Raw genomic sequence first — 26,157 nt, 5'->3', positions numbered from 1 at the left:
GCCGGTTAGATCTTGCCCTGCGACTGGTCGAAGGGAATCAGCCCCGCAGGCCCGTCCGGCGACTTGTAAAAGTCGACTGGCGCCTTGTCCGCGGCAGGGGTCGAACGCTTGAATTCATAACGCATCTCGCCGCCCTCTTCCTCGCTGGCGACAATCAGGCACTGCGACAGGTGGCGGGCGCCATCGTAAATATCGACCAGCCCGCGCAGCATCGGCGCGGCATCGGCCTCAACCGAGAATCCGGTCTTCCACATCCGCAGAACCGGGATCAGCGTGTCATCCGCCATCACCCGCAGGCGGCTTTTCTTGCGCATCCCCTGCAGCCGGGCGGTGTCCAGCGCGTCCTGTACAGCTTTGGGCACATAGGTGTTCATATTTCCGGCCTTCCAAGTGCTGGGGTTTCCTTGCGTCTTCCTTTCAACGGTGCGTCACAAATAGATAAAATCAAGTGAACATTTTCGGAAATTTGGCGGCCGCGCAATTTTGTTGCTCTTGTGCAGTGGCGCAGACGCCCTGCGCGCGCCGGTGCATAGGCGCAAAGCACCGCCGCGATTATGTTCCCCTCAGAACAGCAGCGGGAGCACAAGCGATGGGCCTTTTGATCGACGGCAAGTGGCACGACAAATGGTATGATACCAAATCCACCGGCGGCGCCTTCAAGCGCAGCGAATTGCAGTTCCGCAACTGGATCACCGCTGATGGCAGCGCAGGCCCCTCGGGCCAAGGCGGCTTCAAGGCGGAAAGCGGGCGTTACCACCTTTATGTCTCGCTGGCCTGCCCCTGGGCTCACCGCACGCTGATCTTCCGCAAGCTGAAAGGGCTGGAAGACCACATCTCCGTCTCCGCCGTGCATCCCGACATGCTGGGCGAGGGCTGGACGTTCGAGACGGATGACAACGGCGCCACCGGCGATGCCCTGTTCGGCAGCACTCATATGCACCAGATCTACACCCGCGCCGATGCGGGCTATACCGGCCGGGTGACGGTGCCGGTGCTGTGGGACAAGCAGCAGGACACCATCGTCTCGAACGAAAGCTCCGAGATCATCCGCATGTTCAATTCGGCGTTCAACGACATCACCGGCAATACCGATGATTACTGGCCCGAGGAACTTCGCGAGCCGATCGAGGCCGTGAACGCCCGTATTTACAGCACCATCAACAACGGCGTCTACAAATGCGGCTTTGCCACCACGCAAGAGGCCTATGACGCCGCAATCGGGCCGCTGTTCGACAGCCTGGAGTGGCTGGAGGACCTGTTGTCGCAGCACCGCTACCTGCTGGGTGATCAGGTGACTGAGGCCGACTGGCGGCTGTTCACCACCCTGTTGCGCTTTGATCCGGTCTATCACGTGCATTTCAAATGCAACCGCAAGCGGCTGGCGGACTACCCCAACCTCTGGACCTATGTCCGCGAGCTGTACCAATGGCCGGGCGTGGCGGAAACCGTGGGCATGCAGCATATCGTGCGCCACTATTTTTACAGTCACGACACCATCAATCCGCACCGGATCATCCCCATCAACCCGGAAATCGACTGGCTGGAGCCGCACCGGCGCGGCTGAACGGCGGCAGAATTGACGCCAATTGGCGTCATAACAATAAACACCGCGTCAAATTGGGAGTTCACGCAAAGCGCTGGTTGCTTTATTAACCACTGTGTCTCATACGGCATCCGACCTGTTCGGAGAGAATGTTTCACCGGTGGCTACCGCGATGCTTGACCCCTTGCCCGACAACGAATTGCTGCCCCGGGATCACGGCGGCAACCTCAGCGCCGCCATGGATGAATTCGGCGGCGCCCGCAGTGATTGGATGGACCTGTCCACCGGCATCAATCCGCACCCCTACCCGCTGCCGGACTTCACCGCTGCCGACTGGGGCGCCCTGCCCGACGCCGCAGCACTTGCGGCCCTGGAACAAGCCGCGCGCGCATTCTGGAACATCCCCGACGCGGCAGCGGTGCTGGCCGCCCCTGGCGCCTCTGCCCTGATTGCCGCCATCCCTGCCCTGGCCGAACCGCGCTGGGTGCAGATCACCAAGCCGACCTACAACGAGCACGCCGCCGCCTTCGAGGCCCGCGGCTGGATCACCAGGGTGCACGGGCCGGCAGAGGCCAAGGTTGCGGTGCATCCGAACAATCCCGATGGGCGTATGTGGCACGAGGACGAGCTTACCGCGCCGCTGACGATCATCGACGAAAGCTTCTGCGATGTCTGCCCGGGTGAAAGCCTGATCCGCATGGCTGCCCGCCCCGGCGTCATCGTGCTGAAGAGCTTCGGCAAATTCTGGGGCCTGGCCGGCATGCGTCTGGGCTTTGCCATCGGCGACCCCGCCCTCATCAAGGAACTCTCCAGCTGGCAGGGCCCTTGGGCCGTTTCCGGCCCCGCCCTGCGTACCGGCGTGCGGGCACTGCAGGACCAGGCCTGGGCGGCCGCCGCCCGCAGCCGCCTGCGCCAGGATGCGGCCCGGCTGGACGCGCTGGTGCTGGCCAAGGGCGCCAGCCTGGCCGGCGGCACCGATCTGTTCCGGCTCTACAACGTGGAGGATGCCGCGGCCTGGCAGCACAAACTGGCCCGCAGCCATATCTGGAGCCGCATCTTCCCCTATTCCAAAACCTTCCTGCGCCTCGGCCTGCCGCCCGCAGACGGCTGGAAGCGCCTGGAGGCTGCGTTATGACCACTGCCGCGATGCTGGTCGTTGCCCTGCTGCTGGATGCCGTCTTTGGCGAACCCAAATGGCTGTGGTCCCGCGTCACCCACCCGGCGGTGCTGATGGGCCGGCTGGTTGGTTTCCTCGACCGCAAGCTCAACACCGGCCCCAGCCGCCGCACCAATGGCGTGCTGGCTGCCGCGGCCCTGGTCCTGTGCGGCCTTGTTGCGGGCAAACTGCTGTCCTTGCCGGGCACACTGGCAGAGATCCTGGTGGCTGCCGTCCTTATTGCCCAACGGTCGCTGAGCGAACATGTCGCCGCCGTCGCCAAGGGATTGCGCAGCAGCCTGGCAGAGGGGCGCGCGGCGGTGGCCATGATCGTCAGCCGCGACACCGCAGAGATGACCGCGCCGCAAGCCGCCCGTTCCGCCATCGAAAGCGGCGCCGAGAACATGTCGGACGGGGTCATTGCGCCCGCCTTCTGGTTCCTGATTGCAGGCCTGCCGGGGCTGATCATCTACAAGATGGTCAACACCGCCGACAGCATGATCGGCTACCGCAACGCCCGCTATGAGGACTTTGGCTGGGCCTCCGCCCGGCTCGACGACCTCCTGAACCTGATCCCGGCCCGGCTGACCGGACTGCTGATCGCCCTGGCCGGCGGCCAGTTGCGCCACTGGGGCGCCATTGCCGCCGACGCCCGCCAGCACCGCTCGCCCAATGCCGGCTGGCCCGAGGCCGCCATGGCCCGTGCCCTGGGCACCTCGCTGGCGGGCCCGCGCTCCTATGACGGGCAGATGCGCGAGTTCCCCTGGGTCAACGCAGACGGCACCAAAAGCGCCAATGCCGAGACCATCACCCGCTCAGTCGCGCTTTTGTGGCAGGCCTGGGCGCTGGCCTTGACCCTGGCAGTTGCCATTGCCGTGATTTTCTAGCACATAAGGTCTTGTGGGAGCGGTAAGACCAAGGAGCGCCAGAACCATGCGCCTATTGCCCTTCGTCCTCGCAGCAAGCTTGCTGCCTGCGGCGGCAACAGCCCAATGCGGCGGCGGTTTTCAGAATTTCGTCAAGCTGATGAAGGATGAGGCGGTGCAGGCCGGCTATGATGCCGCCACGGTCAACGCCTTCTTTGCCGGCACCCGCCAGGACAACCGCGTGCTCAAGGCCGACCGCGGCCAGGGGGTGTTCCAGAAACCCTTCATCGAGTTTTCCCGCCGCCTGATTTCGCAAAACCGCCTGAAGCGCGGCCGCCAGATGGCACAGAAACACGACGGCACCTTCCAGCGGATCGAAAGCACCTACGGCATCGACCGCGGCGTCCTGCTGGCCTTTTGGGCGTTTGAGACCGACTACGGCGGCTACCAGGGCGATTTCAACACCCGCGACGCGCTGGTCACCCTGGCACATGACTGCCGCCGCCCCGGGCTGTTCCGCCCGCAGGTATTCTCGGCACTGGAGCTGTACAGCCAGGGCAATTTCGATCCCAAGCGCACCACCGGTGCCTGGGCAGGTGAAATCGGCATGGTGCAAATGCTGCCCGGCGACATCTTGGCGCATGGTGTCGATGCCGATGGTGACGGCCAGGTCAGCCTCAAGACCTCGGCCCCCGACGCGCTGATGTCCGGCGCCCGGATGCTGTCGCACCTCGGCTGGCAGCCAGGGCAGCCCTGGCTGCAGGAAGTCACGATCCCGCAAGACCTGGATCTGTCACTGACCGGCACCGGCCGCAAGAAATCGGTGGCGCAGTGGCGGGAGCTGGGTGTTTCCGCCCGCGACGGCAGGCTGCCTGAGAAATCCATGCGCGCCTCGCTGCTGCTGCCGCAGGGGCACAAGGGGCCGGCCTTCCTCGCCTACCCGAACTTCGACGTCTACTTCGAGTGGAACCAGAGCTTCACCTATGTGCTGACCGCCGCCTATTTCGCCAACCGTCTGCAAGGCGCCGAGGTCTATGACGCCGGCAAGCCCGAAAGCGGCCTCTCCGGCGCCCAGATGAAGCAACTGCAGCAGAAACTGCAAGCGCGCGGCCATAACGTCGGCGACATTGATGGCATCCTGGGCGCCCGCACACGGACTGCGGTGCAAAAGGAGCAAGCCCGCCTTGGCCTGCCCGCCGACGCCTGGCCCACCCCGGCGCTGCTGCAGCAGCTGTGAGGCGGGCGCTGCGTTTGCAAATCGGCAACTTCTGGGCTATAAACTTGCCTATGGAAAAGGTTGTTCAGTGTCCTCACCGAACAATGCGCCGGGTAGAGTTGCCGCTCTACCCGGCTTCTTATTCCGGGATCAAAGATGCTCCAGAACAAGTTTCAGGATGGAAACCAGCAGCGCAGCCGCTGTCAGCCTGACCATCCATTTGGAAAAGGTGTTTTGATCCAGTGTCATCACCTCCTTTCACCGCACGCGTTGCGGCTCGTTCAAATTAGAGGCAATTTGTTAGGAGCGCATTAACCCGGCGTGCGTCCAGGTCAGCCTGCTAGCGCACCGGGAAGCGCTCGCCTTTTTCGGTGATAAGGATCACCCGGCTGCCGTTGCGGACATACAGATCGCAGCGGGCAAACCCGTTGGCAAAGTCCACGCAGATGCTGCCATCGCCGGCAATCCGGTAGGTGCCCCAGGCAGTGCCGCCGCCGTTCTCCGGCGAATAGGTATAGGAATAGACGCCGCCGCTGCCATAGAGCAACTCGCCGCCGTCATAAAAGCGGAAGGACTGCCCCGGCAGCGCCTCCAGCTCCTCAGCGGCAAAAGGCCTGTCGCCGGGCTTCAGCGTCCATTCGCCGGCGGCAGCACTGCTGGCCAGCATGCAAAACAAAAGGGGCATGATCCGTTTCATGCCCCCCACACTAGCGATTGATCCGGCAACACGCTGTCACGTTCCAGTGACAGCCGGGCTCACCAGCCGATGAACTCTTCGAAGTCCTGCATCGAGCGGTTCCAGATGCCGACGGCCTGGGCGAAATCATCCGCGCTCATGCCGTTGCCGCCCAGGAACACATCCATCTCGATCCGGGCCGAGCCCTCTTCGGAGATATAGCCGCGCGCAAAGCGGTTGTCGCTGTTCCATTCGTTGATCTTGGCCAGCCGCACGCCGCCGTCGGTTTGATAGCCCGAGAAGAACTGGATCGCGGTACAGTTGGTGTTGCTACTGCAGCCGTAGTAGTAAACCGAGAAATCGTTGCCGTAGTATTCGACTTTGAGGTTCGGGTCGCCGACGCTGTCGGTGGTCACTTCCACCGTTGCGCCTTCATCCTTGAAAAAATTCGCCACGCTGTCGCCGGTCTTGGCGACCACATTCTGGGCCGCGGCGGCCACCGGCATCATCAGCACCGCGGCGGCGGCAATTGCTTTCAGCTTATTCATTTGTCACTCCACCAAAATTATCACTTTGCCAGGCAGCAGCGCCGATCCCCGCGGCGCCGCCTGCCCTTAAGCTACCATCGCCTCTGCCTTCTTCAGGTCAACCGAAACCAGCTGGCTGACGCCCTTTTCCTGCATGGTGACGCCGAACAGCCGGTCCATCCGCGCCATCGTCACCGCGTGGTGAGTGATGATCAAAAAGCGGGTGTCGGTCTGGCGGCACATCTCGTCCAAGAGGTCGCAGAAGCGGGTGACGTTGGCATCATCCAGCGGCGCATCGACCTCGTCCAGCACACAGATCGGCGCCGGATTGGACAGGAACACCGCAAAGATCAGCGCCATCGCCGTCAGGGTCTGCTCGCCGCCTGAGAGCAGCGACAGGGTCGACAGCTTCTTGCCCGGCGGCTGGCACATGATCTCCAGGCCCGCATCCAGCGGGTCGTCGCTTTCGACCATGACCAGATTGGCCTCGCCGCCGCCGAACAGATGAGTGAACAGCATGGCAAAGCTGTTGTTCACCTGCTCAAACGCGGTCAGCAGCCGCTCGCGGCCTTCGCGGTTGAGGCTGGCAATCCCGTCGCGCAGGGTCTTCACCGCGCCTTCCAGGTCCAGCTTCTCGGCCACCAGAGTATCATGCTCGTTCTGCACGCCGCGGGCGTCTTCCTCGGCGCGAAGGTTGACCGCACCCAAGCCGTCGCGCTGCCGCTTGTAGCGGTCCACGTCGTGCTCCAGGTCGTCCGATGCCGGCATCTCGTCCGGCGACACGCCGAGCTTCTCCAAGAGCGCCTGCGGGGTGATCTGCTGCGCCTCGATGATCCGCCCCGCGGCCTGTGTCACCGCATCCTTGGCGGCATCGCTGCGCGCCTCAGAGCGCGCCCGCGCTTCGCGCGCCTCTGAGGCCAGCCGCTCGCATTCGCGCTCCTTGTGGACCGCCTCGCGCAGCTCGGCCTCCGCCGCGATCAGCGCTTCGGTCGCAGCCGACTTGCGCACCTCGGCCTCAGAGATCGCCTCGTTCAGCTCTTCCCGCTTTTCCGCGATTTCCGCCGGAACCGCATTGGCCTCCTCCAGCTCCTCCTGCGAGGCTTCGCGGCGTTCGGCCAGCTCCTCGATCCGCGCTTCCGCGCTTTCCAAGCGGTGGCGCCAGCCCGACAGCTCCTTGGTCACTTCCTGCGCGCGCTTGGTGCGGGCCTCGCCCTCGCGGCGCAGCTCGTCGTGGCTGGAGCGGTGGGTCAGCATGGTGATCCGCGCCGCTTCAACCGCCTGCTTGATATCCTCAACCGCAGTGCGGGCCTGGTCCAGATCGCCCAGATCCCCCAGCGCCTTCTCCGCCTCTTTCAGCTGCAGGCCGGCGTTCAGCGCATCTTCGGCATGGCGCGACACCGCAATGCCCAGGGTTTCCAGTTTGGCCTCGGCCAGATTGCGGTCGGCCTCGGCACGGCTGAGAGCACGGGCCGCATCGGCCACCCGCTGATCCGCAACCCGGCGCGCTTGCCGCGCGTTCTGGTCGGCCAGCGTCACCTCTTCGAGCTTGCTCAGCAGCATCTCATGCGCCGCGCGGGCGCCGTCGGCCGTCGCACTGACGCGCTCCATCTCCTGCTTCAGCGCTTCCAGCTTGTTGAGCTGCTCCAACCGCAGCGCTGCCGCGCTTGGCGCATCTTCGGCCCAGGCGCGATAGCCGTCCCAGCGCCACAGGTCGCCCTCAGCCGTCACCAGCCGCTGGCCCGGGCGCAGCTGCGCCTGCAATCCCGCCGCCGCATCGCCATCCACCAGCCCGATCTGCGCCACCCGGCGCGACAAGGCATCGGGGCCGGACACAAACAGCGCCAAAGGCTGCACGCCCTCCGGCAAGGGCGCATCGCGGTCATAGCCGGACAGGGCCACCCAGCCGGTCGGCCCGTCCCTGTCCGCCAAGGGCGCCCGCAAATCGTCAGCCAGCGCCGCACCCAGGGCCTTCTCATACCCCGGAGCCACGCTCAGCTCATCCAGAACCTGGCCGCCTTCGGCGGTGTCGCGCTCCACCAGCTTGGCCAGCGCGGTCACTTCCGCGCGCAACGCGCCCAGCTCGCCCTCAGCCTCAGACCGCTGCGAGCGTGCCTCCGCCTCGCGGGCCTGGGTCTCGGTGCGCGCCTCATCCGCTGCTGCCAGCGCCTCTTCGGCCATCTCAGAGGCTTCACGCGCCTCCTCCTCAGCCGTCACCGCCGTCTCGAACTTCTCAAACGCCAGCTCCAGCGCCTCTTGCGCCTCAGCTTGGGCGCCGCGGGCTTTCCCCGCCTCGCTCTCGGACCGGGCCAACGCCCGCTGGCCATCCTCGACCGCGCGACGCGCAGACTGGTGGCGCGCGGCCAGGCGGGCCACATCCTCTGTTACCTGCGCCAGATGATCTTCGCGCGCCTGCAGGATCGAGCCCGCATCGCGCGCCAGTTCCGCGGCCTCCACCAGCTTGCCGTCATGCCCGTCGCCGGCCTTGGACAGCTCCCGCTGTTCCCACTCCAGCCGTTCGATGGTTTCGCCTGCGTCCTTGTTCAGGCCCGCCTCGCGTTCGATGTCGTTGCCCAGCTGCACAATCCGGTTGCTGAGCCGCTCGATGGTCTGGCGCGCCTGCGCTTCCTGATCACCCAGCGAGTCGCGCTGCACCGCCAGCCGCTGCAGGACCGCTGCCGCAATGGCCTCCTCCTCGCGCAGCGGAGGCAGTTTTTCCTCAAAGGTGCCGCGCTGCGCCGCGGCCGCGCGCACCAGCGCCTCGGCCTTGGCGGCCTGCTCGACCCGCACCCGCAGCTCATCCTCCGATGCCAGCCGTGCTTCATCCGCCTCGCGCCAGCGGCGGTAGAGCAGCATGCCCTCGGCCAACCGCAGCTTCTCGCCGATCTCGCGGTAGCGCTGCGCCTGCCGGGCCTGCTTGGCGAGCTGCGCCAGCTGCGCCGCCAGCTGCTCGATCACGTCATCCACGCGCAAGAGGTTGGCCTCGGTGTTTTTCAGCTTCAGCTCCGCCTCGTGGCGGCGCTGATAAAGCCCCGAAATCCCCGCCGCCTCCTCAAGGATTCTCCGCCGTGCCTTGGGCTTGGCATTGATCAGCTCGGCGATCTGCCCCTGCCGCACCAGCGCCGGCGAATGCGCGCCGGTCGAGGCATCGGCAAACAGCATCTGCACATCACGCGCCCGCACGTCCTTGCCGTTGGATTTATAGGCGCTGCCCACATCGCGGGTGATGCGGCGCACGATCTCCAGACCGTCGGCATCGTTGAAGCCGGAGGGCGCCAGCCGTTCCGAGTTGTCGATGTTGAGGCTCACCTCGGCAAAGTTGCGCGCCGGCCGCGAGGAGGTGCCTGCAAAGATCACGTCCTCCATGCCGCCGCCGCGCATCGCCTTGGCGCGGGTTTCCCCCATCACCCAGCGCAATGCCTCCAGAAGATTGGATTTGCCGCAACCGTTTGGACCCACAACCCCTGTCAGCCCGTCGGCGATGACCAGTTCGGTGGGATCAACAAAGCTTTTGAAGCCGTTCAGCCTGAGCTTGGAAAACCGCAAAGCTGCCCCTTCGTGATTCCGTATCGAGAAAGTTCAGCGGTTCCTACCCGTTGAGTTAACGCTCCGCACCCCCAAATCGGGGCGAATTCGCCTCAATCGCCACCATATCTTGTGGATAACCCCGGCGAAGCGGCGGTGTTTTGCCCAGTTGCAGATTGACAGGCTTCAGACGGACCGCAACAGCCGCCCCAGCCGGGCAATTCCCTCTTCAATCGCCGCATGATTGGAGTTGGAGAAACTCAGCCGGATCGTATTGGCACCGCTGCCGTCGGCAAAAAACGCCTGGCCGGGGACAAAGGCCACCCGCTCCGTCTCCAGGGAGCGGGCCAGCAAGGCTGCTCCGTCCATATTTTGCGGCAGTGCCATCCAGACAAACATGCCGCCCTCGGGCCGGGTCCACTCGACCCCCTCCGGCATATGTTCGTCCAAGGCCGCCAGCATCACATCGCGGCGGCGCTGATAGACCGCGTGCAATTGCTCGACGTGTTCATCGAAACAGGCCTGGGCCACCGTATGCACCGCCATCTGATTGATCGTTGACGTATGCAGATCCGCCGCCTGTTTCAGCAGCACCATCTGCGCGATCACCGGCTTGGCGGCCACCGCCCAGCCCAGCCGCAGCCCCGGCGACAGGGTCTTGCTGAACGACCCGCAATAGATCGTGCGGCAGCCTTCGATCGAGCCCTTCTGCTCCATCTCCAGCGCCAGCACAGGCGGCACCGGCGTGCCGTCATAGCGCAGCGACTGATAGGCCGCGTCTTCGATCACCGCACAGTCCAGCGTGTCCGCCAGTTCCAGCAGCCGCAGCCGCCCGGCCCGGTCCAGGGTCTCGCCGGTCGGGTTGGCGAAGTCCGGCGAGAGATAGGCGAATTTCACCCTGCTGCCCGCCTCCGCCGCAGCCTCGGCATAGTTTTCGGCCAAGCGGTTGGTCCTCAAGGCCAGCCGGTCATAGCGCGGCTCATAGGCGTTGAAGGCCGCCAGTGCCCCCAGGTAGGTTGGCCAGCCGACCAGTGCCGTGTCGCCCGGCGACAGGAACAGCTTGCCCAGGTAATCCAGCGCCTGCTGCGAGCCAGAGGTAATCAGCACGTTGTCCGCATCGCAAGCGATACCGATCTTTGCCATCTCCGCCACGATCCATTCGCGCAGTGGCAGATAACCCTCGCTCACCGAATACTGCAGCGCCAGCGCCTGGCGGTCCGGCGTCAGCGCGGTCTTGAACGCTTCGGCAAACTCATCCGCCGGGAACAACGCCGGGTCCGGAATGCCGCCGGCAAAGGAAATAATGTCCGGCTGATCCAGCAGCTTCAGCAGCTCGCGGATTTCCGAGGCCTTCATGCGTGTGTTCCGGGTGGCAAAAATCTGATCCAGCTGCATGGCTCTCTCCCCGCTCATGATCTAGCGTCACGCTACGGGCGCGCAAATTAATGTCAACAATGCTGACCTATTGTTACAACCTTCGTGAACAGCCCGCCTTGCGACGCCCTGCCAAGCGTGGTCATATGATTTGACCAATTTTCACGAGCCCGCCTATGCCGTTCCAGAAAGTCCAGCCCGAGAAACTCTCTGCCTCCGTCGTCAAACAGATCGAGCAGCTGATCCTGCGCGGCATCCTGACACCGGGCGAGCGCCTGCCGTCCGAGCGCGAACTGGCCGAGCGCCTGGGCGTCTCCCGTCCCTCCCTGCGCGAGGCCATCGGAGAGCTGCAGGAGCGCGGTCTACTGACCTCCAAGGCCGGCTCCGGCGTGTTTGTGGGGGATGTGCTGGGCTCGGCCTTTTCGCCTGCGCTGATCCAGTTGTTCGCAACCCATGACGAGGCGGTGTTCGACTACCTCTCCTTCCGCCGCGACATGGAAGGCCTGGCGGCCGAGCGGGCGGCCCGCTTTGGGTCGGATTATGATCTGCAGGTGATCCAGACGATCTTCGAAAAGATGGAAGCAGCCGGCAACCCGGCAACCTCCGAGGAAGCCGCACAGCTCGACGCCCAGTTCCACTCCGCCATCATGGATGCCAGCCACAACGTGATCATGCTGCATATGATGCGCTCGATGTTTGACCTGCTGCGCGAGGGCGTCTTCTACAACCGCCGCATCATGTTCCAGCAGCACACCACCTATGAGGCGATCCTGGAGCAGCACCGGGCCATCAACACCGCCCTGCAGGCCCGCGACCCGCAAGGAGCCCGCACCGCGGTCGAGGCGCATCTGGACTATGTGAAACAGGCCCTCACCGACCACCAGCGCGCCGAGCGCAACGCCGAAGTGGCAAAGCAGCGGCTGGAGCATGAGACGGGTAAGGGGTGACCTAAAGATCGATGGCAGCATTGCGGGACAATGCGGCGTTGTACTTTCGCAAAGTAATCAGCCCGACATGGTGCTGGCTTTTTTTGATGGTATTTTCGGGCAGGTAGGATTTAGAAAAAGGTTACTTCAACAGTGCTAAAGCAACTTCTGCGTTCGGAAATAAGAAAGCGCTTTCCTGAAATGGAGATCGAATTTGGCGGCGAGGATTTAAGCATTATCGCAATAGTTCCGGCCGTTCATGCTTCTTGGAAGCCAATTGTTATCCGTGACGACGGCCATGAAGTGACCGTGTTCTACGGAGATTTTACACATGACCATTACAAGTACTACGGAGAAGACGCGTCTGTCGCCTGCAAGGCACAGACTATTGCAGAAGACGTCATTGAAGACCTCGCGATGGTGTTTGATGATCAAGTTGAGTTTTGGCGTACCAGCTCCTCCGGCGGAATGGGACCTATTGGATCGGGAAAGACATTCTCAAAACTACAAATCAGCGCCAAACTTTGGTCAGGCAAGGACAGCCCTTAGGGTCTCTAGACATTCCCAAAAACAAAAAACCCGGCCGCATGGACCGGGTTCTTTTAACTTGTCGGGATCAGCCAGCGCTTAGTGCAGCTTGGCGTCCACATCCGCGATGGCGGCGTCGATCAGCTTGTTGGCCTCGGTCGCGGTCATCTGCTTGGAGATCACCTGGTCCGCAGCGGCAACAGCGATTGCAATCGCCTGGTCGCGCACTTCCTTCACAGCCGAAGCTTCTGCCGAGGCAATCTGCTCCTGCGCAGCCGCCAGACGGCGGGCGATGGAGGTTTCCAGATCCGCTTTGGCCTGCTCGGCTGCACGGGCAGCTTCGTCACGGGCGGCAGCCACGATCTGATCGGCCTGGGCCTGAACTTCCTGCTGCTTGCGCTCGTAGGACGCCAGAACGGTCTGGGCCTCTTCACGCAGGGCGCGCGCTTCGTCCAGTTCCTTCTGGATGCCTTCAGCACGGTTGTCGAGCTGGCCAGCCAGCAGCGACGGCACCTTGGCAAACAGCAGAATGCCGATGAACAGCAGGAATGCCAGCGCAACAACCAGGTTGGTGTTGGACAGGTCCATGCCGCCACCGGCCGCAAATGCGGGCGATGCTGCGCCAAGGGTCAGGGCAAGAGCGAGAATATTGCGCATGTCCTTATCCTTTCGTCCGCTCGGCAACTGCCGCGGCAATTGCGTCTGCGTCTGCGGAACCGCCCAGTGCGGTCACCAGCTCAGCAGCGGTATCGGTGGCAACAGCCTTCACGCTTTCCAGCGCGCCGGCCTTGATGTCGGCGATAGCCTTTTCGGACTCGGCCGCCTTGGCAGCGATCTGCTCGTCTGCTTTGGCAATTGCCTCGTCCAGCCCGGCCTGGATTTCTGCGCGGGTCTCAGCAGCGATGCGCTGAGCCTCGGCACGGGCATCCGCCAGAGCTTTGTTATATGCATTTTCGGCCTCGACAGCCTTGGCTTTCAGGTCTTCAGCCGCGGCGAGGTCGTTGGTGATGGTCCCCTGACGCTCGGCCAGCACCGCTGCAATGCGGGGCAGCGCGACGCGCGACAGGATGAGGTAGATCACGACCAGGGCGACCACGAGCCAGAAGATCTGGTTCCCGAAGGTCGAGAAGTCCAGCTGCGGCATTGCGGAACCGCCGCCGTGTGCTGCCTCTTGCGTATTTGATGCCATGTCGTCCTCCCAGGAACTTGCCGTTACACCGGGCAGCGCAGGATCTGCACTGCCCGGCCGTAAGGAAATAGGTTCCTAAGGTCTTAGACGGCGAACATCAGCAGCAGAGCGACCAGGAACGAGAAGATGCCCAGTGCTTCTGCAAACGCGATGCCGATGAACAGGGTTGCGGTCTGGCCGGCAGCTGCCGACGGGTTGCGCAGAGCGCCTGCCAGGAAGTTGCCAGCCACGTGGCCCACACCGATTGCGGCTGCGCCGGAACCGATTGCTGCCAGGCCTGCGCCGACGAACTGACCGAGTTGTGCGATATCGCCTTCCATGATTTCTCTCCTTACGATGGAATGTGGTGATTTCTAGTTTGGGCAGCCCCTTGGGGGCGCTGCCCGGTAAGCTTTTCAGATCCTGGCCTTAGTGGCTCGGGTGCAGTGCGTCCTTCAGGTACACGCAGGTCAGGATGGTGAAGACGTAGGCCTGGATGAAGGCCACCAGAACTTCGAGTGCGTAAACTGCGGTGATGGCAAAGATCGGCAGGAAGCTGAACATGCCCAGTGCTGCGGCAAAGCCTGCGAACACTTTCAGAACCGCGTGGCCGGCCATCACGTTACCAGCCAGACGGATGGAGTGGCTGACGGGGCGCACGAAGTAGGAAATCAGTTCGATGATGGCCAGGATCGGGCGGAGCGCCAGCGGCGCGCTCGACACCCAGAACAGGCCCAGGAAACCAACACCGTTCTTGACGAAGCCAACCACGGTCACGGTCACGAACACCAGCGCCGCGAGAACCGCAGTCACCGCGATGTGCGAGGTGGTGGTGAAGGAGCCGGGGATCAGGCCCAGGAAGTTGGCCATCACGATGAACATGAACAGGGTCATGATGTAGGGGAAGAACTTGACGCCGTCCTTGCCGGCCACGTCCTCAACCATCTTGTAGATGAAGCCATAGGCCAGTTCCGCAACCGACTGGGCGCGGCCCGGCACGATGGCGCGGCGCGAGGAGCCCAGAACCAGCAGCGCGAACACGGCGGCAACGGCCAGCGCCATCCACAGGGTCACATTGGTCGGGGTGTACCAGGAGATGTGATCGCCGAACAGCGCGCTCACCTGGAACTGATCCATCGGGTGGATCGCCAGCTTTGCTTCCGCCGGAGCGAAAATCAGACCCGACACAACCACCAGTGCCAGAGCTGCGAAAAAGAAAATTTTGCCCATCGGTCCGCTTCTCCTGTCGCCGGTCGCTGATCCCGTCGGATCAATCCCGGTCTTGCGCATTTTTGTCGGCCTCTTCGGCCAGTTTCTCTTTCTGGATCTCCTGCGCGGTGCGAAGCATCGTCTTCACCCCAGCCGCCAGGCCCAGCATTATGAACAGCACCATGAAGATGGGCAGGGTTCCAAACAGGTGGTCCAGCCCGTATCCGATGCCAAAGCCGATCCCGAGACCGGCCACCAATTCGATCACCATCCGCCAGGCCTGGTTGGCCAGGGAATAATGCTCATCCGCGCGCGGCTTGGGCTCCTGGGCCTTACGCGCCGCCGCCAATTTCTCCTCCAGCTGCGCCATGCGCTGCTTTTGGTCGTCATCGGTCACGGGCGCCATCCTCACGCGAATTTCTACGGAGGGTGCTAAGGCCAAGGGGCGAAGGAGTCAATTACAAGGATTGAAGATTCAGAGCATGCGTAAGCATCTGTTTTCACTATGTATTTAAAGGGAGTATCAATACCGCGCCCATCTGCCGCGCCGCCGGTTGGTGCCAAACCCTGGGGAATCCGATATTCAACCAAAAGGTTGATTTTAGATTTCCCCCGCCTGTGTTCTGGTCTGCTGCCGTTTCCCAGCCTGAACACAGCCGTCAAATTGGAGACCAATGTGGCTGATTACGCCTGCGCCCTGATCGTGACCCAAGACCGCTTGCTGCTGGGCCGCCGTGCCCCCTACCGGAAAACCTATCCGGACAAATGGGATGTGATCGGCGGCAAGGTTGAGCAGGATGAAAGCTTAGAGACCGCATTGACCCGCGAACTGGGTGAAGAGATCGGGATCACACCTCTCAGCGCTTCATTTTTCTGCACCCTGCCCGACACCCACCTCAGCGCCTCTGCGCCGCCCCGTTACCACGTCTATCTCGTCAAGGATTGGAGGGGCAGTCCGGCAATCTGCAATCACGAGCATACCGAGCTGAGATGGTTCCCCTTTATGCAGGCCGCCGCTCTGCCGGACCTGGCCCTGCCAGAGTATGCCTCAATGTTTTCGCGTTTGCGGCCTCTGTCTTAAACGCACGATCCGCCCGTCGATCAGCAGCAGCCCCAAGAGGATCGCCGCCATGCCCCAAAGATGCTCCGCCAGCAGCGTCTCGCCCAGGATGTACGTCCCAAGAAACAGCGCCGACACCGGCGCGATCAGCGTCGGCATGGTGATGTTGGTCGGCCCCACCTTGGGCAAGACCCAGTAAAAGGCGATAAACGCCGCAGAGGTCAGCACAAAGCCGATCACCAGCAGCGACGCCCAGGTCTCGGCCCTGGTGATCACCGGCAGCCCCTCGCTCCACAGTGCCAGCGGCGCGATTGCCGCGGTGGAACCGGTCAGCGCAATCGCCACCAGAACCACCGGCTCCATATCCCGGAAGCTGCGCGCGATATTGACAGAGAAGGCATAGCACAGCGGCGCGCACAGGGTGATCAGCACCGCCCATGCCTCGGACGGCTGCCCGCCCTCCAGGATCGGCAGCGACAGCAGCACAATGCCCAGGAAACCGCACAGGACCCCCAGCGACTTCAGCACCGTCGCCCGCTCGCCGCCGGGCCAGAAATGCGACACCACCACCGCCAGCGCCGGCGTGGTGGCATTGACGATCCCGGCCACACCGCTGGCGATATGCTGCTGGCCCAGCGCATAAAAGGCAAAAGGGCCGGCATAGCTGAGCGCGCCGAACCCGAACAGCGCCAGCCAGCGCCCCATGCCAGCGGGCACCTTCTTGCGCGCCGCCAGAACATAGATCCAGCAGCCCAGCGCGCCAAAGCCCACACGCCCCATGGAGACCGACAGCGGCCCCAGCTCGCGCAGCAGGATGGCGTTGAACATGAACGACATCCCCCAGCCGATGCCGAGGATGAAAATCACCAGCCAGTACTTCAATGCCATGCCGCCAATCCCCTCGCGCCTGAAAGGCGCCACCATGACGGCTCAGCACAGATTGTCAAACCTGCAGGCGATGGATAGGAGTGGAGGCATGAGTGATCCTCTCGACACCGTCTTTGCGGCCCTGGCCGACCCGACCCGCCGGGCGATCCTCACCATGCTGCTTGAGGACGACATGGCGGTGACCGATGTGGCCGAGCCGTTCGAGATGTCGCTGGCGGCCATTTCCAAGCATCTGGCCATCCTGACCCGGGCCGGGCTGATTGCACAGGAAAAGCGCGGCCGGGTGAAATGGTGCAAGCTGCAGCCCGATGCGATGCGGGCGGCGTCGGTCTGGATGCAGGGTTTCGGCCAGTTCGAACCGGTCAACCTGGATGCCTTCGAACGCTTCCTGGAATCGGAACTTGGCGAGGCAGAGTCCCGCTAGACCAGGCGCACCGGAAAAATGCGATTTTTCCGGACCGGAATCCGGACCGGATTCCGCGCCCGCTTCAAACCTTGGCGCGCAGCGGCTTGGCGTCGCCTTCCAGCAGCATCCCCAGCGCCACCACCGACATCGCCACCCCGATCAGCACCATGCCCGGCGGCGCGCCGCGGCCCAGCGCGATCTCCCACAGGATCACCCAGCTGGGGGTCAGATAGGTATAGGCCATCACCTTGGCCGCTGGCAGCCGCAGGGTGGCATACTGCAGCAGCACGAAGGTTGCGGAGCTTGCGCAAATGGCCAGGTAGAACAGCCCGATCCACACGATCAGCGGCAGGGCGGCCCAATCCGCCGCCATGATATCGCGCCAGCCAAAGACCAGCAGCACGGCGGCGCCCGCAATCAGCATGCCAAAGGTGAACGGCAGCGCCGGTTCGCCGCGGTTCAGCTTGCGCACCATCGGCGTGTAGATGGCATGCAGCACACAGCCCCAGAAATAGATCATCTCGCCCTGGCCGATCCCGAATGCCAGCAGCGTCCCGATGTCCCCCCGCACAATCACCCAGACCGCGCCCGCCGCCCCGATGGCCAGCGCCAGCGCCATCCAGCCCGAGGTCACCTGCCGCAGCAGCAGCCAGCCGAACACCGCGCTCATCACCGGCACCAGGGTAAAGACCGCCGAAGCGCTCACCGGTGCCGCCGTCTGCAGCCCGTAGAACATCAGCACGAAGTAACCTGCAAACAGCCCGCCCAGCACGGCAAAACGCCAGGGGGCCCGGTAATCTTCACGGTGGAACCCCCGCGTTGCCAGCACCGCCGCGCCGATGACAACCGCCGCAATCAGGAACCGCGCCGCGTTCAGCGCCGCCGGGGCAATCTCATTGGCCACCATCACCCCCAGCGAGAACGACCCCGCCACCAGGGCCGAGAACATCAGCATCGCCAGATGGCCGCGCAGGGCTTCGCTCACAGCTGCCAATCCTTCACCTGCTCCTTCAGGAACTTCAGAAAGGCCTGGACCTTGGTGGTGCGGTGCAGATCCACATGGGTCACCAGCCACAGGGCGCCTTCCCACTCCGGCAACGGCGCCATCATCTCCACCAGATCCGGCTGGCGGCGCGCCTCCCAGGCCGCCATGAAGCCGATCCCGGCGCCGCTGCGCACCGCTTCCTGCATGGTGAACCCGTTGGTGCAGCGGAACGCAATCGCCTCCTTCGGCGCATGCTCCCGCAGCCAGCGCGAAAACGGCGCCCGGCTGGTCTCGTCATCCTGGCCGATAAAGCGGTGGTTCGGAAAATCCTCCAGCCCCTTGAGCGCCCCGAAACGCTCCACATAAGCCTTGGAGGCATAAAGCCCCACCTGCAGCTTCATGAAGGGCTGCACCACATTGTCGGGCTGGTCCGGCGCGTTGCCGGCACGGATTGCCACATGCGCCTCACCGTATTCCAGCCGGAACAGCCGGTCGCCGGTCAGGTAGCGTATGATCAGACCCGGGTGCATGTCCTGGAACTCTTTCAGCGCCGGCACCATCATCGGGGCAAAGGACGCCAGCGAGGTCACCACCAATTCGCCCGAGACGTCGTCGCCCTGCCCTTTCAGCCGCCCGACCAGCTGGCTGAATTGGTCATCCGTCGCCTGCGCCACCCGCAGCAGATCCTGGCCCGCCTCGGTCGGCGTATAGCCGCGGGCGTGGCGCTGGAACAGCTTTACGCCCAGCCGTGCCTCGATGGCGTCGATGTGGCGGATCACCGTGGCATGGTGCACGCCCAGAACCTCGGCAGCACCGCTGACCGTACCCATGCGCGCCACCTGATAGGCGGTGCGGACTTCATCCCAGTTTTCCATGGCGGTCTCCCAGGTATTACCAAAAGGACATGCGCGCCAGCGCACAATTCATGTGACGAAAGCTGCGTTGCGTTCGAAAATGCAATATCCCAAATTCTTGTCAGCAACAAGCACAGGAACACGAAAAATGACCCGCACCGTTCTTCATATCGACTCCTCCGCCCGTTCCGAAGGTTCGGTCACCCGCAGCCTCTCGGCACAGATCGCCGCCCGCCTCGGCGCCGGCCAGGTGATCCGCCGCGATCTCGCCGCACCGCTGCCGCTGCTGGACGGCGCCTGGGTCGGCGCCAACTTCACCCCGGCCGATCAGCGCAGCGAGGAACAGAAGCAGCTGCTGTCCCTTTCCGACGCTCTGGTGGCAGAGCTGAAACAGGCCGATACCATCGTGATCGGCTCACCGATCTACAACTTCTCGGTGCCTGCCGCCTTGAAGGCCTGGATCGACCTGATCGCCCGCGTTGGCCTCACCTTCCAGTATACTGAAAACGGCCCCATCGGCCTGCTGGAAGGCAAGCGCGCCATCATCGCCGCAGCCTCCGGCGGCACCCAGGCCGGATCGGACATCGATTTTGCCACCACCTACCTGCGCCACGTGCTGGGCTTCATCGGCATCACCGATGTCGAGGTCGTGGCCGCGGATGCCATGTCGATCGACGCCGACGGCGCGCTGGCCAAGGCGCAAACCCAGATCGAGGCCCTGGCCGCCTGATCCCCTCGCCGGCAAAAGCCGCCAGCCTGCCCCCGGGCTGGCGATATTTTTTACGTTTGGCACCGCCCCCGCTGCCATGCAACTCTGCCTGAAACGGCAGTTCAAAGGCGGGCAGCGTGATGAAGAAGATCGGCATTCTCGGCGGTGTCGGCTGGGCCTCGACCCTCGACTACTACCGCGCCATCTGCGAAGGCGCCGGCCGCTTCTTTGCCGCCCAAGGCGCCCTTTCGCCGCTGCCTGTGCCGCCGGTCACCATCGAATCTGTGGTTCAGGCGCAAACCCGGTCCTTGCGCGGCCGCCCCGGCGATGAGGCCAGCTGGGCCGCCTTCGATGCCGTCTTCCGCGAGGCCCTGCTGACGCTGGAACGCGCGGGCTGCGACTTTGCCGTCATCGCCTCCAACACCCCGCACGCAAGGCTGCATGCCATCCGCGACGGGGTGATGATGCCCGTCCTCAGCATTTTTGATGCGGCAGCCGCGGCCACCGCCGCCACCGGCGCTGCCAACGCCCTGGTGCTTGGCACCGCCGTCACCATGCAGGCCCGCAACTATGCCGCCGTCCTGGCGGAACACGGGGTACAGGCCAACCGCCCGCTGCCAGGGGCAGAGATCGCCGAAATGCAGGCGATGATCGACGAGGATTTCCACGGCGGTGCCTCGGCCGCCGCCCAGGACCGCCTGCTGCGTTTCTGCAGCAAACACGCCCGGCCCGGCAGCGCCATCCTGCTGGCCTGCACCGAGCTGCCGCTTGCCTTCCCCGGTCATATCGACGACGTGAGCTTCGAGGCCGGCGGCTTCCTGTTCGTCAACCCGTCAGCCGCCCATGTTGCCGCGGCGCTGGATCAGGCGCTGGAAGACGAAGGCGCCGGTTAAACCCAGCGCACCTCAACACCTGCCTTCTCAAAGAACGCCATCACATCGGCGCGCTTCATCGATACCGTGCGGTCATTGACCAGCGGGTGCATATAGATCACGTCGGCCTCTTGCGCCTGCGCGTCCATATAGAAGGCCACACCCTTCTGCGCCCCGGTGATCATCGCCAGCGGGCTGACCGCGCCGGGGCGGATGCCGAGGTTCTCCAGCAGCCGGCAGGCCGAACCAAACGACAGATTGCCGATGCCCAGCTCAGCGCCCAGCGCCTTCAGGTCGATCTCCCGGTCCTGCTGCAGCGTCACCAGGTAGTTCCGCTTCTTCTTGTCCCGCAGATAGAGGTTTTTCAGCCGCAGCGCGTTTTCGCCGGGCACCATGAACTGGTCCTCGACCCCCTTGGCATCCTCGACCGTGCGCAACGGCACATGGCTGTGCAGGATATAGGGAAAGCCCCACTCATCCAGCTGCGCCAGCAGCGCATCCGAAGAAACAGGCAGGCTGTCCTGATAGGCAGATGAGGCGTCCATGATCTTGCTCCGCAAACCGTTTCCAATTTGCCAAGCAGATCGCGCGGAACTGCAGGGAATTGCAAGGGGCCCAGCGCCCCTTGCAGGTTGTTTTGCGTCACGCGGGGCCTCAGGCCTCGGCGAAATCAGCGCGCCGGGCCTCCTCATAGTGATCGAAACCGGTGCTGAACCAGCCGGTGCCGCGGGTATGGCTGGCAAGCGTGTTGCACAGCTCATCCTGCGCCGCCATCGGCAGCAGCGTCTCGAACACATCCCAGCCCGCGACGCCGTCTTCGGCTTCAAAGCCCAGGATCTGCCCCTTCATGCCGCTCACCACCGGCACCAGCCCGCCGGTGAACACAGACGGCACATGGATCTGCACCCGCATGATCGGCTGCAGCAGCGTGGCGCCGGCCTCGGCCATCGCCTCGCGCACTGCGTTCTTGCCTGCGGTGCGGAAGGCATAATCGGAGCTGTCCACCGAATGGTGCTTGCCGTCCTTCAGCGTCACGCAGACATCCACCACCGGATGGCCGTTGAGGCCCTGCGCCAGCGCCTCGCGCGCGCCGGCCTCGACCGAAGGGATGTAGTTCTTGGGCACCGCGCCGCCCTTCACCGTCTCCTCGAACACAAAACCACTGCCGCGCGGCAGCGGTTTCACCTCGATCACCACATCGGCAAACTGCCCGGCGCCGCCCGACTGCTTGCGGTGGCGGTGATGGATCTGCACCGGCTTGTTGATCGTCTCACGCAGGGCCGGCGGCACCATCTCCTCTTCGACCTCGACCCCGAACTCCTCTTTCAGCGTGTGCTTGATGCGGCGCATGTGCAGCGGCCCCTGCAGGCTGAGCAGGGCATGGCCGCTGGCCTCATCCTGGCCCACCTCCAGCGCCGGATCGATCTCCGCCAGCCGCTCCAAAGCGCCCGACAACCGCGCGTCGTCGCGCTCATGCACCGGGGTGATCACCCGCCGGAAGGTCGAAGGCCGCGGCTGCGCCCAGTCCGGCAGCGGCGCCGCGCCATCCGGCCCATAGGCATAGCCCAGGTTCAGATGGTCCGATTTCACCGCCTGCCCCACATCGCCGGCATCCAGGTGCCCGTTCGCACCGCCGGCCACTCCGCTTAGGGAGCCCAGCGCAGCGCCGCCCACCGGCACCCCGTTGTCCACATCCGAGCCCATGGCGCGCACCAGCACCGTCTTGCCCAGATGCTTGACCAGATCCGCCATGCAGCCAACCGCAACCACTTTGCCGTCCTGCGAAAGCCGCTCCAGTGCAACCCCCACATCCGGCGCCTCGTGGCGCAGCGACTTCATCAGCCGCAGGATGCCGTTCTTGTGCTCGCCCGAGCCCATCAGCGCCGGGATCAGGTCGTTGTGCTGCAGCACCTTGGTGGCCACGTCATAAACCTCATCCGCCATCACCTGCTGATCCTCGATCAGCTCTTCCAGCAATGTGTCGTCAAAATCCGCCAGCGCCTCCAGCAGTTCGGTCCGCGCTTCCTGCTCGCGGGCATACATCGCCACCGGCAGTTCAATCAGCGCCGAGGGCTGCCCTTCCTGATACTGCCAGGCGCGTTCGGAGATCAGATCCACAGCACCCACAACCTGGCCCTTCTCGCGGATCGGCACCTGCCGCAGAATGATGTTGTGGCTGCAATAGGCCTGCAGCGCGGCAACGATTTCCGCCACCCGGTCCGCCGCCTGGTCCATGCGGTTGACAAAAATAAAGGCGGGGATGCCCGCCTCCTCCAGCTTGCGCAGATACGGCGCGCTCAGCACCGCAGCGCCGGCGTCAGCCGGCACGCAGAGGACGGCAGCGTCGCTGGCTGCCAGTGCCGGCCCCGCCTGCGATAGATTGTCGGCGCCGCCCGCGATGTCGATCGCAGCCCAATCCTCGCCCATGAATGAAAAAGGCTGCAAAGCGGCGACGCCTGCAACCTCCTGCCGCTTGCCCGCAGCGCTGTCCAGATTGGCCAGCGCCGTGGCCAGCGTAGACTTGCCGGACTGCGACGGTCCCAGAATAGTGAAAACGCGCATGTTCTCAGATCCTCCCTTAGCTGATACGGCTGCCCGGAGAGGTGCGCGGCCCCATAGGGGCGCGTGGAATGCCTGCGCTGAAGATCTGCCTCGGATGCTCTTCCAAGCGGCCCGGCCGGTGAGTGGACGGCATGGGGCCAGAGTCCCGATGCTGCCCAAGCCACCCCCATTGAGTCAAGCGTGCAGAGGGCTCAGTTGCGCCACTACCTGTTCATATTTGACGCCAAAGCTGCCAGTTTCCCCTCACCGGGTTTGCGCGGCCCGCTAAGCTGGCCCCATGAAGATCACGCGCAACACCCCACAGCAGCTGATCCTCGCCGACACGCCATGGCTCATCGGGATCATGCTTGTCTTTTTCATCCTCGTCTTTGCAGGCGCAGGCCTCGGCATGCTCAGCCAGGGCGGCGACCTGATCTGGCCAGGTCTCCTCTTCACCTTCGTGGGCGGCGGCATGGGGGCATTGGCCTTCTGCCTGTTCGTGCGCCGGGTGCAGGTGATCTTCGACCGCCCCGGCGGGCGCATCGTGATCCGCCGCCAGTCTGTGTTCGGCTACAGCGAGATTGAGCACCGCCTGGCCGATCTCTCTCACGCCGAAGTTGAAACCACCACCAGCCGCAGCGAGGGCCGCACGCGCACGCTTTACCGCCCGGTTCTGGTGCTGGACACCGGCATGAGCGCCGGCCGCCATCCGGTGGTGCAGGCCTACACCAATGGCCGCGGCCCGCAGCGGCTGGCGGATGCGGTCAACGCATGGCTGCCGGCCGATGGCCCCGCAAAGGTTGACTCTGCCCCCCATTCCGCGTAACGCCTGCCCAAACATCCGGAAGCAAGTGAGTTTTCCGGTCCCTGCCCGTGCCAGGGATCGCCCCCCACCAGCGTTATACGCCCGTGGGGGCATTTGCGCATGGACCGCATGTCCCCTACATACGGGGGCGCCACATAACGTAACCGGCATCAGGAGGCCGCAGGCATGTTTGAAAATCTATCCGAACGCCTTTCCGGCGTCTTTGACCGGCTGACCAAACAGGGCGCCCTGAACGAGGAAGACGTCAAATCCGCCCTGCGCGAGGTGCGCGTCGCCCTGCTGGAAGCCGACGTCTCGCTGCCGGTTGCCCGCGACTTCATCAAGAAGGTGCAGGACCAGGCCACCGGCCAGGCGGTCACCAAATCCGTGACCCCGGGCCAGCAGGTGGTGAAAATCGTCCACGACGCGCTGGTCGACGTGCTGCGCGGCGAGGAAGACCCCGGCAAGCTCAAGGTCGACAATCCGCCCGCCCCCGTCCTGATGGTCGGTCTGCAGGGCTCTGGTAAGACCACCACCACCGGCAAGCTCGCCAAACGGCTGAAAGAGAAAGAGGGCAAGAAGGTCCTGATGGCCTCGCTCGACGTCTACCGCCCGGCGGCGATGGACCAGCTGGCCGTCCTCGGCACCCAGATCGGCGTCGACACCCTGCCCATCGTGCCCGGCCAGAAACCCGTCGACATCGCCAAACGCGCCAAGCAGCAGGCGACCTTGGGCGGCTATGACGTCTACATGCTCGACACCGCCGGCCGCCTGCACATCGACGAGACCCTGATGCAGGAGGTCGAGGACGTCCGCAACGTGGTCTCCCCGCGCGAGACCCTGCTTGTGGTCGACGGCCTGACCGGCCAGGTCGCGGTTGAGGTGGCCGAAGAATTCGACGCCAAGATCGGCATCTCCGGCGTGGTCCTCACCCGGATGGACGGCGACGGCCGCGGCGGCGCCGCCCTGTCGATGCGCGCCGTCACCGGCAAGCCGATCCGCTTTGTCGGCCTGGGCGAGAAGATGGACGCCCTGGAGACCTTCGAGGCCGACCGCATCGCCGGCCGCATCCTCGGCATGGGCGACATCGTCGCGCTGGTCGAAAAGGCCCAGGAAACCATCGAGGCCGAACAGGCCGAAAAGATGATGAAGCGCATGATGAAGGGTCAGTTCAACATGAACGACCTGAAGATGCAGCTTGAACAGATGCTCCAGATGGGCGGCATGGAGGGCATGATGCAAATGATGCCCGGCATGGGCAAAATGGCCAAGCAGGTGCAGGATGCCGGCATGGACGACAAGGTGCTGAAGCGCCAGATCGCCATGATCCAGTCGATGACCAAGAAAGAACGCGCCAACCCCGCCCTGCTGCAGGCCTCCCGCAAGGAACGCATCGCAGCCGGCTCCGGCATGGAGGTCTCCGACCTCAACAAGCTTCTGAAAATGCACCGGCAGATGGCCGATGTGATGAAGAAGATGGGCAAGATGGGCAAAGGCAAGATGCTGAAACAGGCCATGAAGGGCATGTTCGGCAAAGGCGGCATGCCGGACATGGGCGGCATGGACCCCAGCCAGATGGACCCCAAGGCGCTGGAAGCCGCGGCCAAGGCAATGGGCGGCGGCAAAGGTCTCCCGGGCGGCCTGCCCGGCGGCCTCCCCGGCCTCGGCGGCGGCATGGGCCTGCCCGCAGGCCTCAGCGGCTTCGGCAAGAAGAAGTAAGCCATGACCGCCGCCATCCCCACCATTGAGACCGATCGCCTGATCCTCCGCGCCCCGGCGCTGGCGGATTTCCAGGCGCTGTGCGCGTTCTATGCCTCCGAACGCGCCGCTTTCGTGGGCGGTCCGATGGATGCGGAAGACGTCTGGCGCCACCTGGGGCTGGAAATCGGCCACTGGCAGCTGCGCGGCTACGGCCGCTGGGCGGTCGAGGAAAAATCCTCGGGCAAGCTTGCCGGCGTCATCGGCCTGTGGAACCCCCACGGCATGCCCGAACCTGAAATCGGCTGGGACCTGCTCGAAGGCTTCGGCGGCAAGGGCTACGCCACCGAGGCCGCCACTGCCGCGCGCAGCTATGCCTATGAAACCCTGGGCTGGACCACCGTTGTCAGCCTGGTCGACCCGCAGAACCACGCCTCCGCCGCGGTTGCCAAACGCATGGGCGCCACATTGGACGGCACCGTGCACCGCAAACGGTTCGGCGAACTGCAGGTCTGGCGCCATCTGAGCCCGGATGATCTGGCTGCCGGCGGGATGGAGGCCTACGCATGAGCTTTCCTCAAATTTGCGGTAACCAATCAGGCGCAATTGCGGCAGCGGCACCCCGTTT

The 26,157-nt window shown here is 64.1% G+C and carries 28 protein-coding genes; 13 read left to right on the top strand and 15 right to left on the bottom strand.

Translation table 11 applies throughout. The annotated features are described in order from the left end of the window. Positions 1-5 precede the first annotated feature (5 nt). On the bottom strand, positions 6-374 hold the full coding sequence (locus ACXAEH_RS16395; RefSeq protein ID WP_475034266.1) for a hypothetical protein: 369 nt from the start codon (positions 372-374) through the stop codon (positions 6-8). Between the two features lie 215 nt (positions 375-589). Between ACXAEH_RS16395 and ACXAEH_RS16390 the strand changes: the two genes are divergently transcribed. The 4 genes from ACXAEH_RS16390 (at position 590) to ACXAEH_RS16375 (ending at position 4,802) form a co-directional block, all read left to right on the top strand. Continuing rightward, positions 590-1,564 carry a glutathione S-transferase family protein gene (locus tag ACXAEH_RS16390; protein ID WP_475034264.1) on the top strand — a complete coding sequence of 325 codons (975 nt, stop codon included), beginning with the start codon at positions 590-592 and terminating at the stop codon, positions 1,562-1,564. 151 nt (positions 1,565-1,715) lie between these two features. Further along, positions 1,716-2,678, top strand: a complete 963-nt coding sequence (locus ACXAEH_RS16385) for an aminotransferase class I/II-fold pyridoxal phosphate-dependent enzyme (protein ID WP_475035609.1) — start codon at positions 1,716-1,718, stop codon at positions 2,676-2,678. Continuing rightward, positions 2,675-3,586 carry an adenosylcobinamide-phosphate synthase CbiB gene (gene cbiB, locus ACXAEH_RS16380; protein ID WP_475034262.1) on the top strand — a complete coding sequence of 304 codons (912 nt, stop codon included), beginning with the start codon at positions 2,675-2,677 and terminating at the stop codon, positions 3,584-3,586. Before ACXAEH_RS16385 ends, cbiB begins: the two co-directional genes overlap by 4 nt. A gap of 46 nt (positions 3,587-3,632) precedes the next feature. Further along, entirely contained in the window at positions 3,633-4,802 is a 1,170-nt protein-coding gene (locus ACXAEH_RS16375; RefSeq protein ID WP_475034260.1) for a lytic murein transglycosylase, read from the top strand. 319 nt (positions 4,803-5,121) lie between these two features. Here the strand turns inward: ACXAEH_RS16375 and ACXAEH_RS16370 are convergent, their stop codons facing one another. From ACXAEH_RS16370 to ACXAEH_RS16355, 4 genes are all read right to left on the bottom strand, one after another. Next, positions 5,122-5,466 (bottom strand): hypothetical protein, encoded by a 345-nt coding sequence (locus tag ACXAEH_RS16370; protein ID WP_475034258.1) that lies wholly within the window; start codon positions 5,464-5,466, stop codon positions 5,122-5,124. A 71-nt stretch (positions 5,467-5,537) separates the two neighbouring features. Further along, positions 5,538-6,005 (bottom strand): YbjN domain-containing protein, encoded by a 468-nt coding sequence (locus tag ACXAEH_RS16365; RefSeq protein WP_475034257.1) that lies wholly within the window; start codon positions 6,003-6,005, stop codon positions 5,538-5,540. Positions 6,006-6,071: 66 nt separating this feature from the next. Further along, positions 6,072-9,527 carry a chromosome segregation SMC family protein gene (locus ACXAEH_RS16360; protein WP_475034255.1) on the bottom strand — a complete coding sequence of 1,152 codons (3,456 nt, stop codon included), beginning with the start codon at positions 9,525-9,527 and terminating at the stop codon, positions 6,072-6,074. Positions 9,528-9,692: 165 nt separating this feature from the next. Beyond that, the gene (locus ACXAEH_RS16355; RefSeq protein WP_475034253.1) at positions 9,693-10,901 is read right to left on the bottom strand and encodes an aminotransferase-like domain-containing protein; all 1,209 of its coding nucleotides are present in this window, start codon (positions 10,899-10,901) and stop codon (positions 9,693-9,695) included. Between the two features lie 155 nt (positions 10,902-11,056). Between ACXAEH_RS16355 and ACXAEH_RS16350 the strand changes: the two genes are divergently transcribed. After that, positions 11,057-11,827, top strand: a complete 771-nt coding sequence (locus ACXAEH_RS16350; RefSeq protein ID WP_475034251.1) for a FadR/GntR family transcriptional regulator — start codon at positions 11,057-11,059, stop codon at positions 11,825-11,827. Positions 11,828-12,007: 180 nt separating this feature from the next. Further along, on the top strand, positions 12,008-12,355 hold the full coding sequence (locus ACXAEH_RS16345) for a hypothetical protein (RefSeq protein WP_475034249.1): 348 nt from the start codon (positions 12,008-12,010) through the stop codon (positions 12,353-12,355). 78 nt (positions 12,356-12,433) lie between these two features. On the opposite strand, the gene ACXAEH_RS16340 is transcribed toward ACXAEH_RS16345, so the two are convergent. From ACXAEH_RS16340 to ACXAEH_RS16320, 5 genes are all read right to left on the bottom strand, one after another. Beyond that, the gene (locus ACXAEH_RS16340) at positions 12,434-12,991 is read right to left on the bottom strand and encodes a F0F1 ATP synthase subunit B (protein ID WP_475034248.1); all 558 of its coding nucleotides are present in this window, start codon (positions 12,989-12,991) and stop codon (positions 12,434-12,436) included. Positions 12,992-12,995: 4 nt separating this feature from the next. Next, complete coding sequence (locus ACXAEH_RS16335; RefSeq protein WP_475034247.1) at positions 12,996-13,523, bottom strand: F0F1 ATP synthase subunit B'; 528 nt, start codon at positions 13,521-13,523, stop codon at positions 12,996-12,998. A gap of 83 nt (positions 13,524-13,606) precedes the next feature. Beyond that, complete coding sequence (locus ACXAEH_RS16330) at positions 13,607-13,843, bottom strand: F0F1 ATP synthase subunit C (RefSeq protein ID WP_008553903.1); 237 nt, start codon at positions 13,841-13,843, stop codon at positions 13,607-13,609. An 88-nt stretch (positions 13,844-13,931) separates the two neighbouring features. Further along, positions 13,932-14,732, bottom strand: coding sequence for a F0F1 ATP synthase subunit A (locus ACXAEH_RS16325; protein ID WP_039132155.1), 801 nt, complete (start codon positions 14,730-14,732; stop codon positions 13,932-13,934). A 40-nt stretch (positions 14,733-14,772) separates the two neighbouring features. Further along, positions 14,773-15,117 carry an AtpZ/AtpI family protein gene (locus ACXAEH_RS16320; protein WP_175392902.1) on the bottom strand — a complete coding sequence of 115 codons (345 nt, stop codon included), beginning with the start codon at positions 15,115-15,117 and terminating at the stop codon, positions 14,773-14,775. Between the two features lie 99 nt (positions 15,118-15,216). Here ACXAEH_RS16320 and ACXAEH_RS16315 point away from each other — a divergent pair, with 99 nt between their 5' ends. Beyond that, complete coding sequence (locus tag ACXAEH_RS16315; protein WP_475034245.1) at positions 15,217-15,792, top strand: NUDIX domain-containing protein; 576 nt, start codon at positions 15,217-15,219, stop codon at positions 15,790-15,792. Here ACXAEH_RS16315 and ACXAEH_RS16310 read toward each other — a convergent pair. Then, positions 15,760-16,659 (bottom strand): DMT family transporter, encoded by a 900-nt coding sequence (locus ACXAEH_RS16310; protein ID WP_475034243.1) that lies wholly within the window; start codon positions 16,657-16,659, stop codon positions 15,760-15,762. The two genes, ACXAEH_RS16315 and ACXAEH_RS16310, sit on opposite strands and share 33 nt — an antisense overlap. Positions 16,660-16,747: 88 nt before the next feature. Here ACXAEH_RS16310 and ACXAEH_RS16305 point away from each other — a divergent pair, with 88 nt between their 5' ends. Continuing rightward, entirely contained in the window at positions 16,748-17,083 is a 336-nt protein-coding gene (locus ACXAEH_RS16305; protein ID WP_475034241.1) for an ArsR/SmtB family transcription factor, read from the top strand. Between the two features lie 64 nt (positions 17,084-17,147). Here ACXAEH_RS16305 and ACXAEH_RS16300 read toward each other — a convergent pair whose 3' ends face one another. Then, positions 17,148-18,050 (bottom strand): DMT family transporter, encoded by a 903-nt coding sequence (locus tag ACXAEH_RS16300; RefSeq protein ID WP_475034240.1) that lies wholly within the window; start codon positions 18,048-18,050, stop codon positions 17,148-17,150. Beyond that, positions 18,047-18,925, bottom strand: coding sequence for a LysR family transcriptional regulator (locus tag ACXAEH_RS16295; RefSeq protein WP_475034239.1), 879 nt, complete (start codon positions 18,923-18,925; stop codon positions 18,047-18,049). Before ACXAEH_RS16295 ends, ACXAEH_RS16300 begins: the two co-directional genes overlap by 4 nt. Before the next feature lie 127 nt (positions 18,926-19,052). On the opposite strand from ACXAEH_RS16295, the gene ACXAEH_RS16290 reads away from it, so the two are divergent. Further along, a complete protein-coding gene (locus ACXAEH_RS16290; RefSeq protein ID WP_475034237.1) occupies positions 19,053-19,634 on the top strand; it encodes an FMN-dependent NADH-azoreductase in 582 nt (193 codons plus the stop codon). A gap of 119 nt (positions 19,635-19,753) precedes the next feature. Continuing rightward, on the top strand, positions 19,754-20,506 hold the full coding sequence (locus ACXAEH_RS16285; protein ID WP_475034235.1) for an aspartate/glutamate racemase family protein: 753 nt from the start codon (positions 19,754-19,756) through the stop codon (positions 20,504-20,506). On the opposite strand, the gene ACXAEH_RS16280 is transcribed toward ACXAEH_RS16285, so the two are convergent. Next, on the bottom strand, positions 20,503-21,030 hold the full coding sequence (locus ACXAEH_RS16280) for a prolyl-tRNA synthetase associated domain-containing protein (RefSeq protein ID WP_475034233.1): 528 nt from the start codon (positions 21,028-21,030) through the stop codon (positions 20,503-20,505). The two genes, ACXAEH_RS16285 and ACXAEH_RS16280, sit on opposite strands and share 4 nt — an antisense overlap. 109 nt (positions 21,031-21,139) lie before the next feature. Beyond that, positions 21,140-23,047 carry an elongation factor G gene (locus ACXAEH_RS16275; protein ID WP_475034232.1) on the bottom strand — a complete coding sequence of 636 codons (1,908 nt, stop codon included), beginning with the start codon at positions 23,045-23,047 and terminating at the stop codon, positions 21,140-21,142. Positions 23,048-23,324: 277 nt separating this feature from the next. Between ACXAEH_RS16275 and ACXAEH_RS16270 the strand changes: the two genes are divergently transcribed. From ACXAEH_RS16270 to ACXAEH_RS16260, 3 genes are all read left to right on the top strand, one after another. Continuing rightward, a complete protein-coding gene (locus ACXAEH_RS16270) occupies positions 23,325-23,852 on the top strand; it encodes a hypothetical protein (protein ID WP_475034230.1) in 528 nt (175 codons plus the stop codon). Positions 23,853-24,017: 165 nt separating this feature from the next. Continuing rightward, on the top strand, positions 24,018-25,550 hold the full coding sequence (gene ffh, locus ACXAEH_RS16265) for a signal recognition particle protein (RefSeq protein WP_475034228.1): 1,533 nt from the start codon (positions 24,018-24,020) through the stop codon (positions 25,548-25,550). A gap of 3 nt (positions 25,551-25,553) precedes the next feature. Beyond that, complete coding sequence (locus ACXAEH_RS16260; protein ID WP_475034226.1) at positions 25,554-26,099, top strand: GNAT family N-acetyltransferase; 546 nt, start codon at positions 25,554-25,556, stop codon at positions 26,097-26,099. The last annotated feature ends 58 nt before the right edge of the window (positions 26,100-26,157 follow it).

This window comes from Leisingera sp. ABM4_060 (genome assembly GCF_056158765.1).
This window is presented reverse-complemented; position numbering and strand designations above follow the sequence as displayed.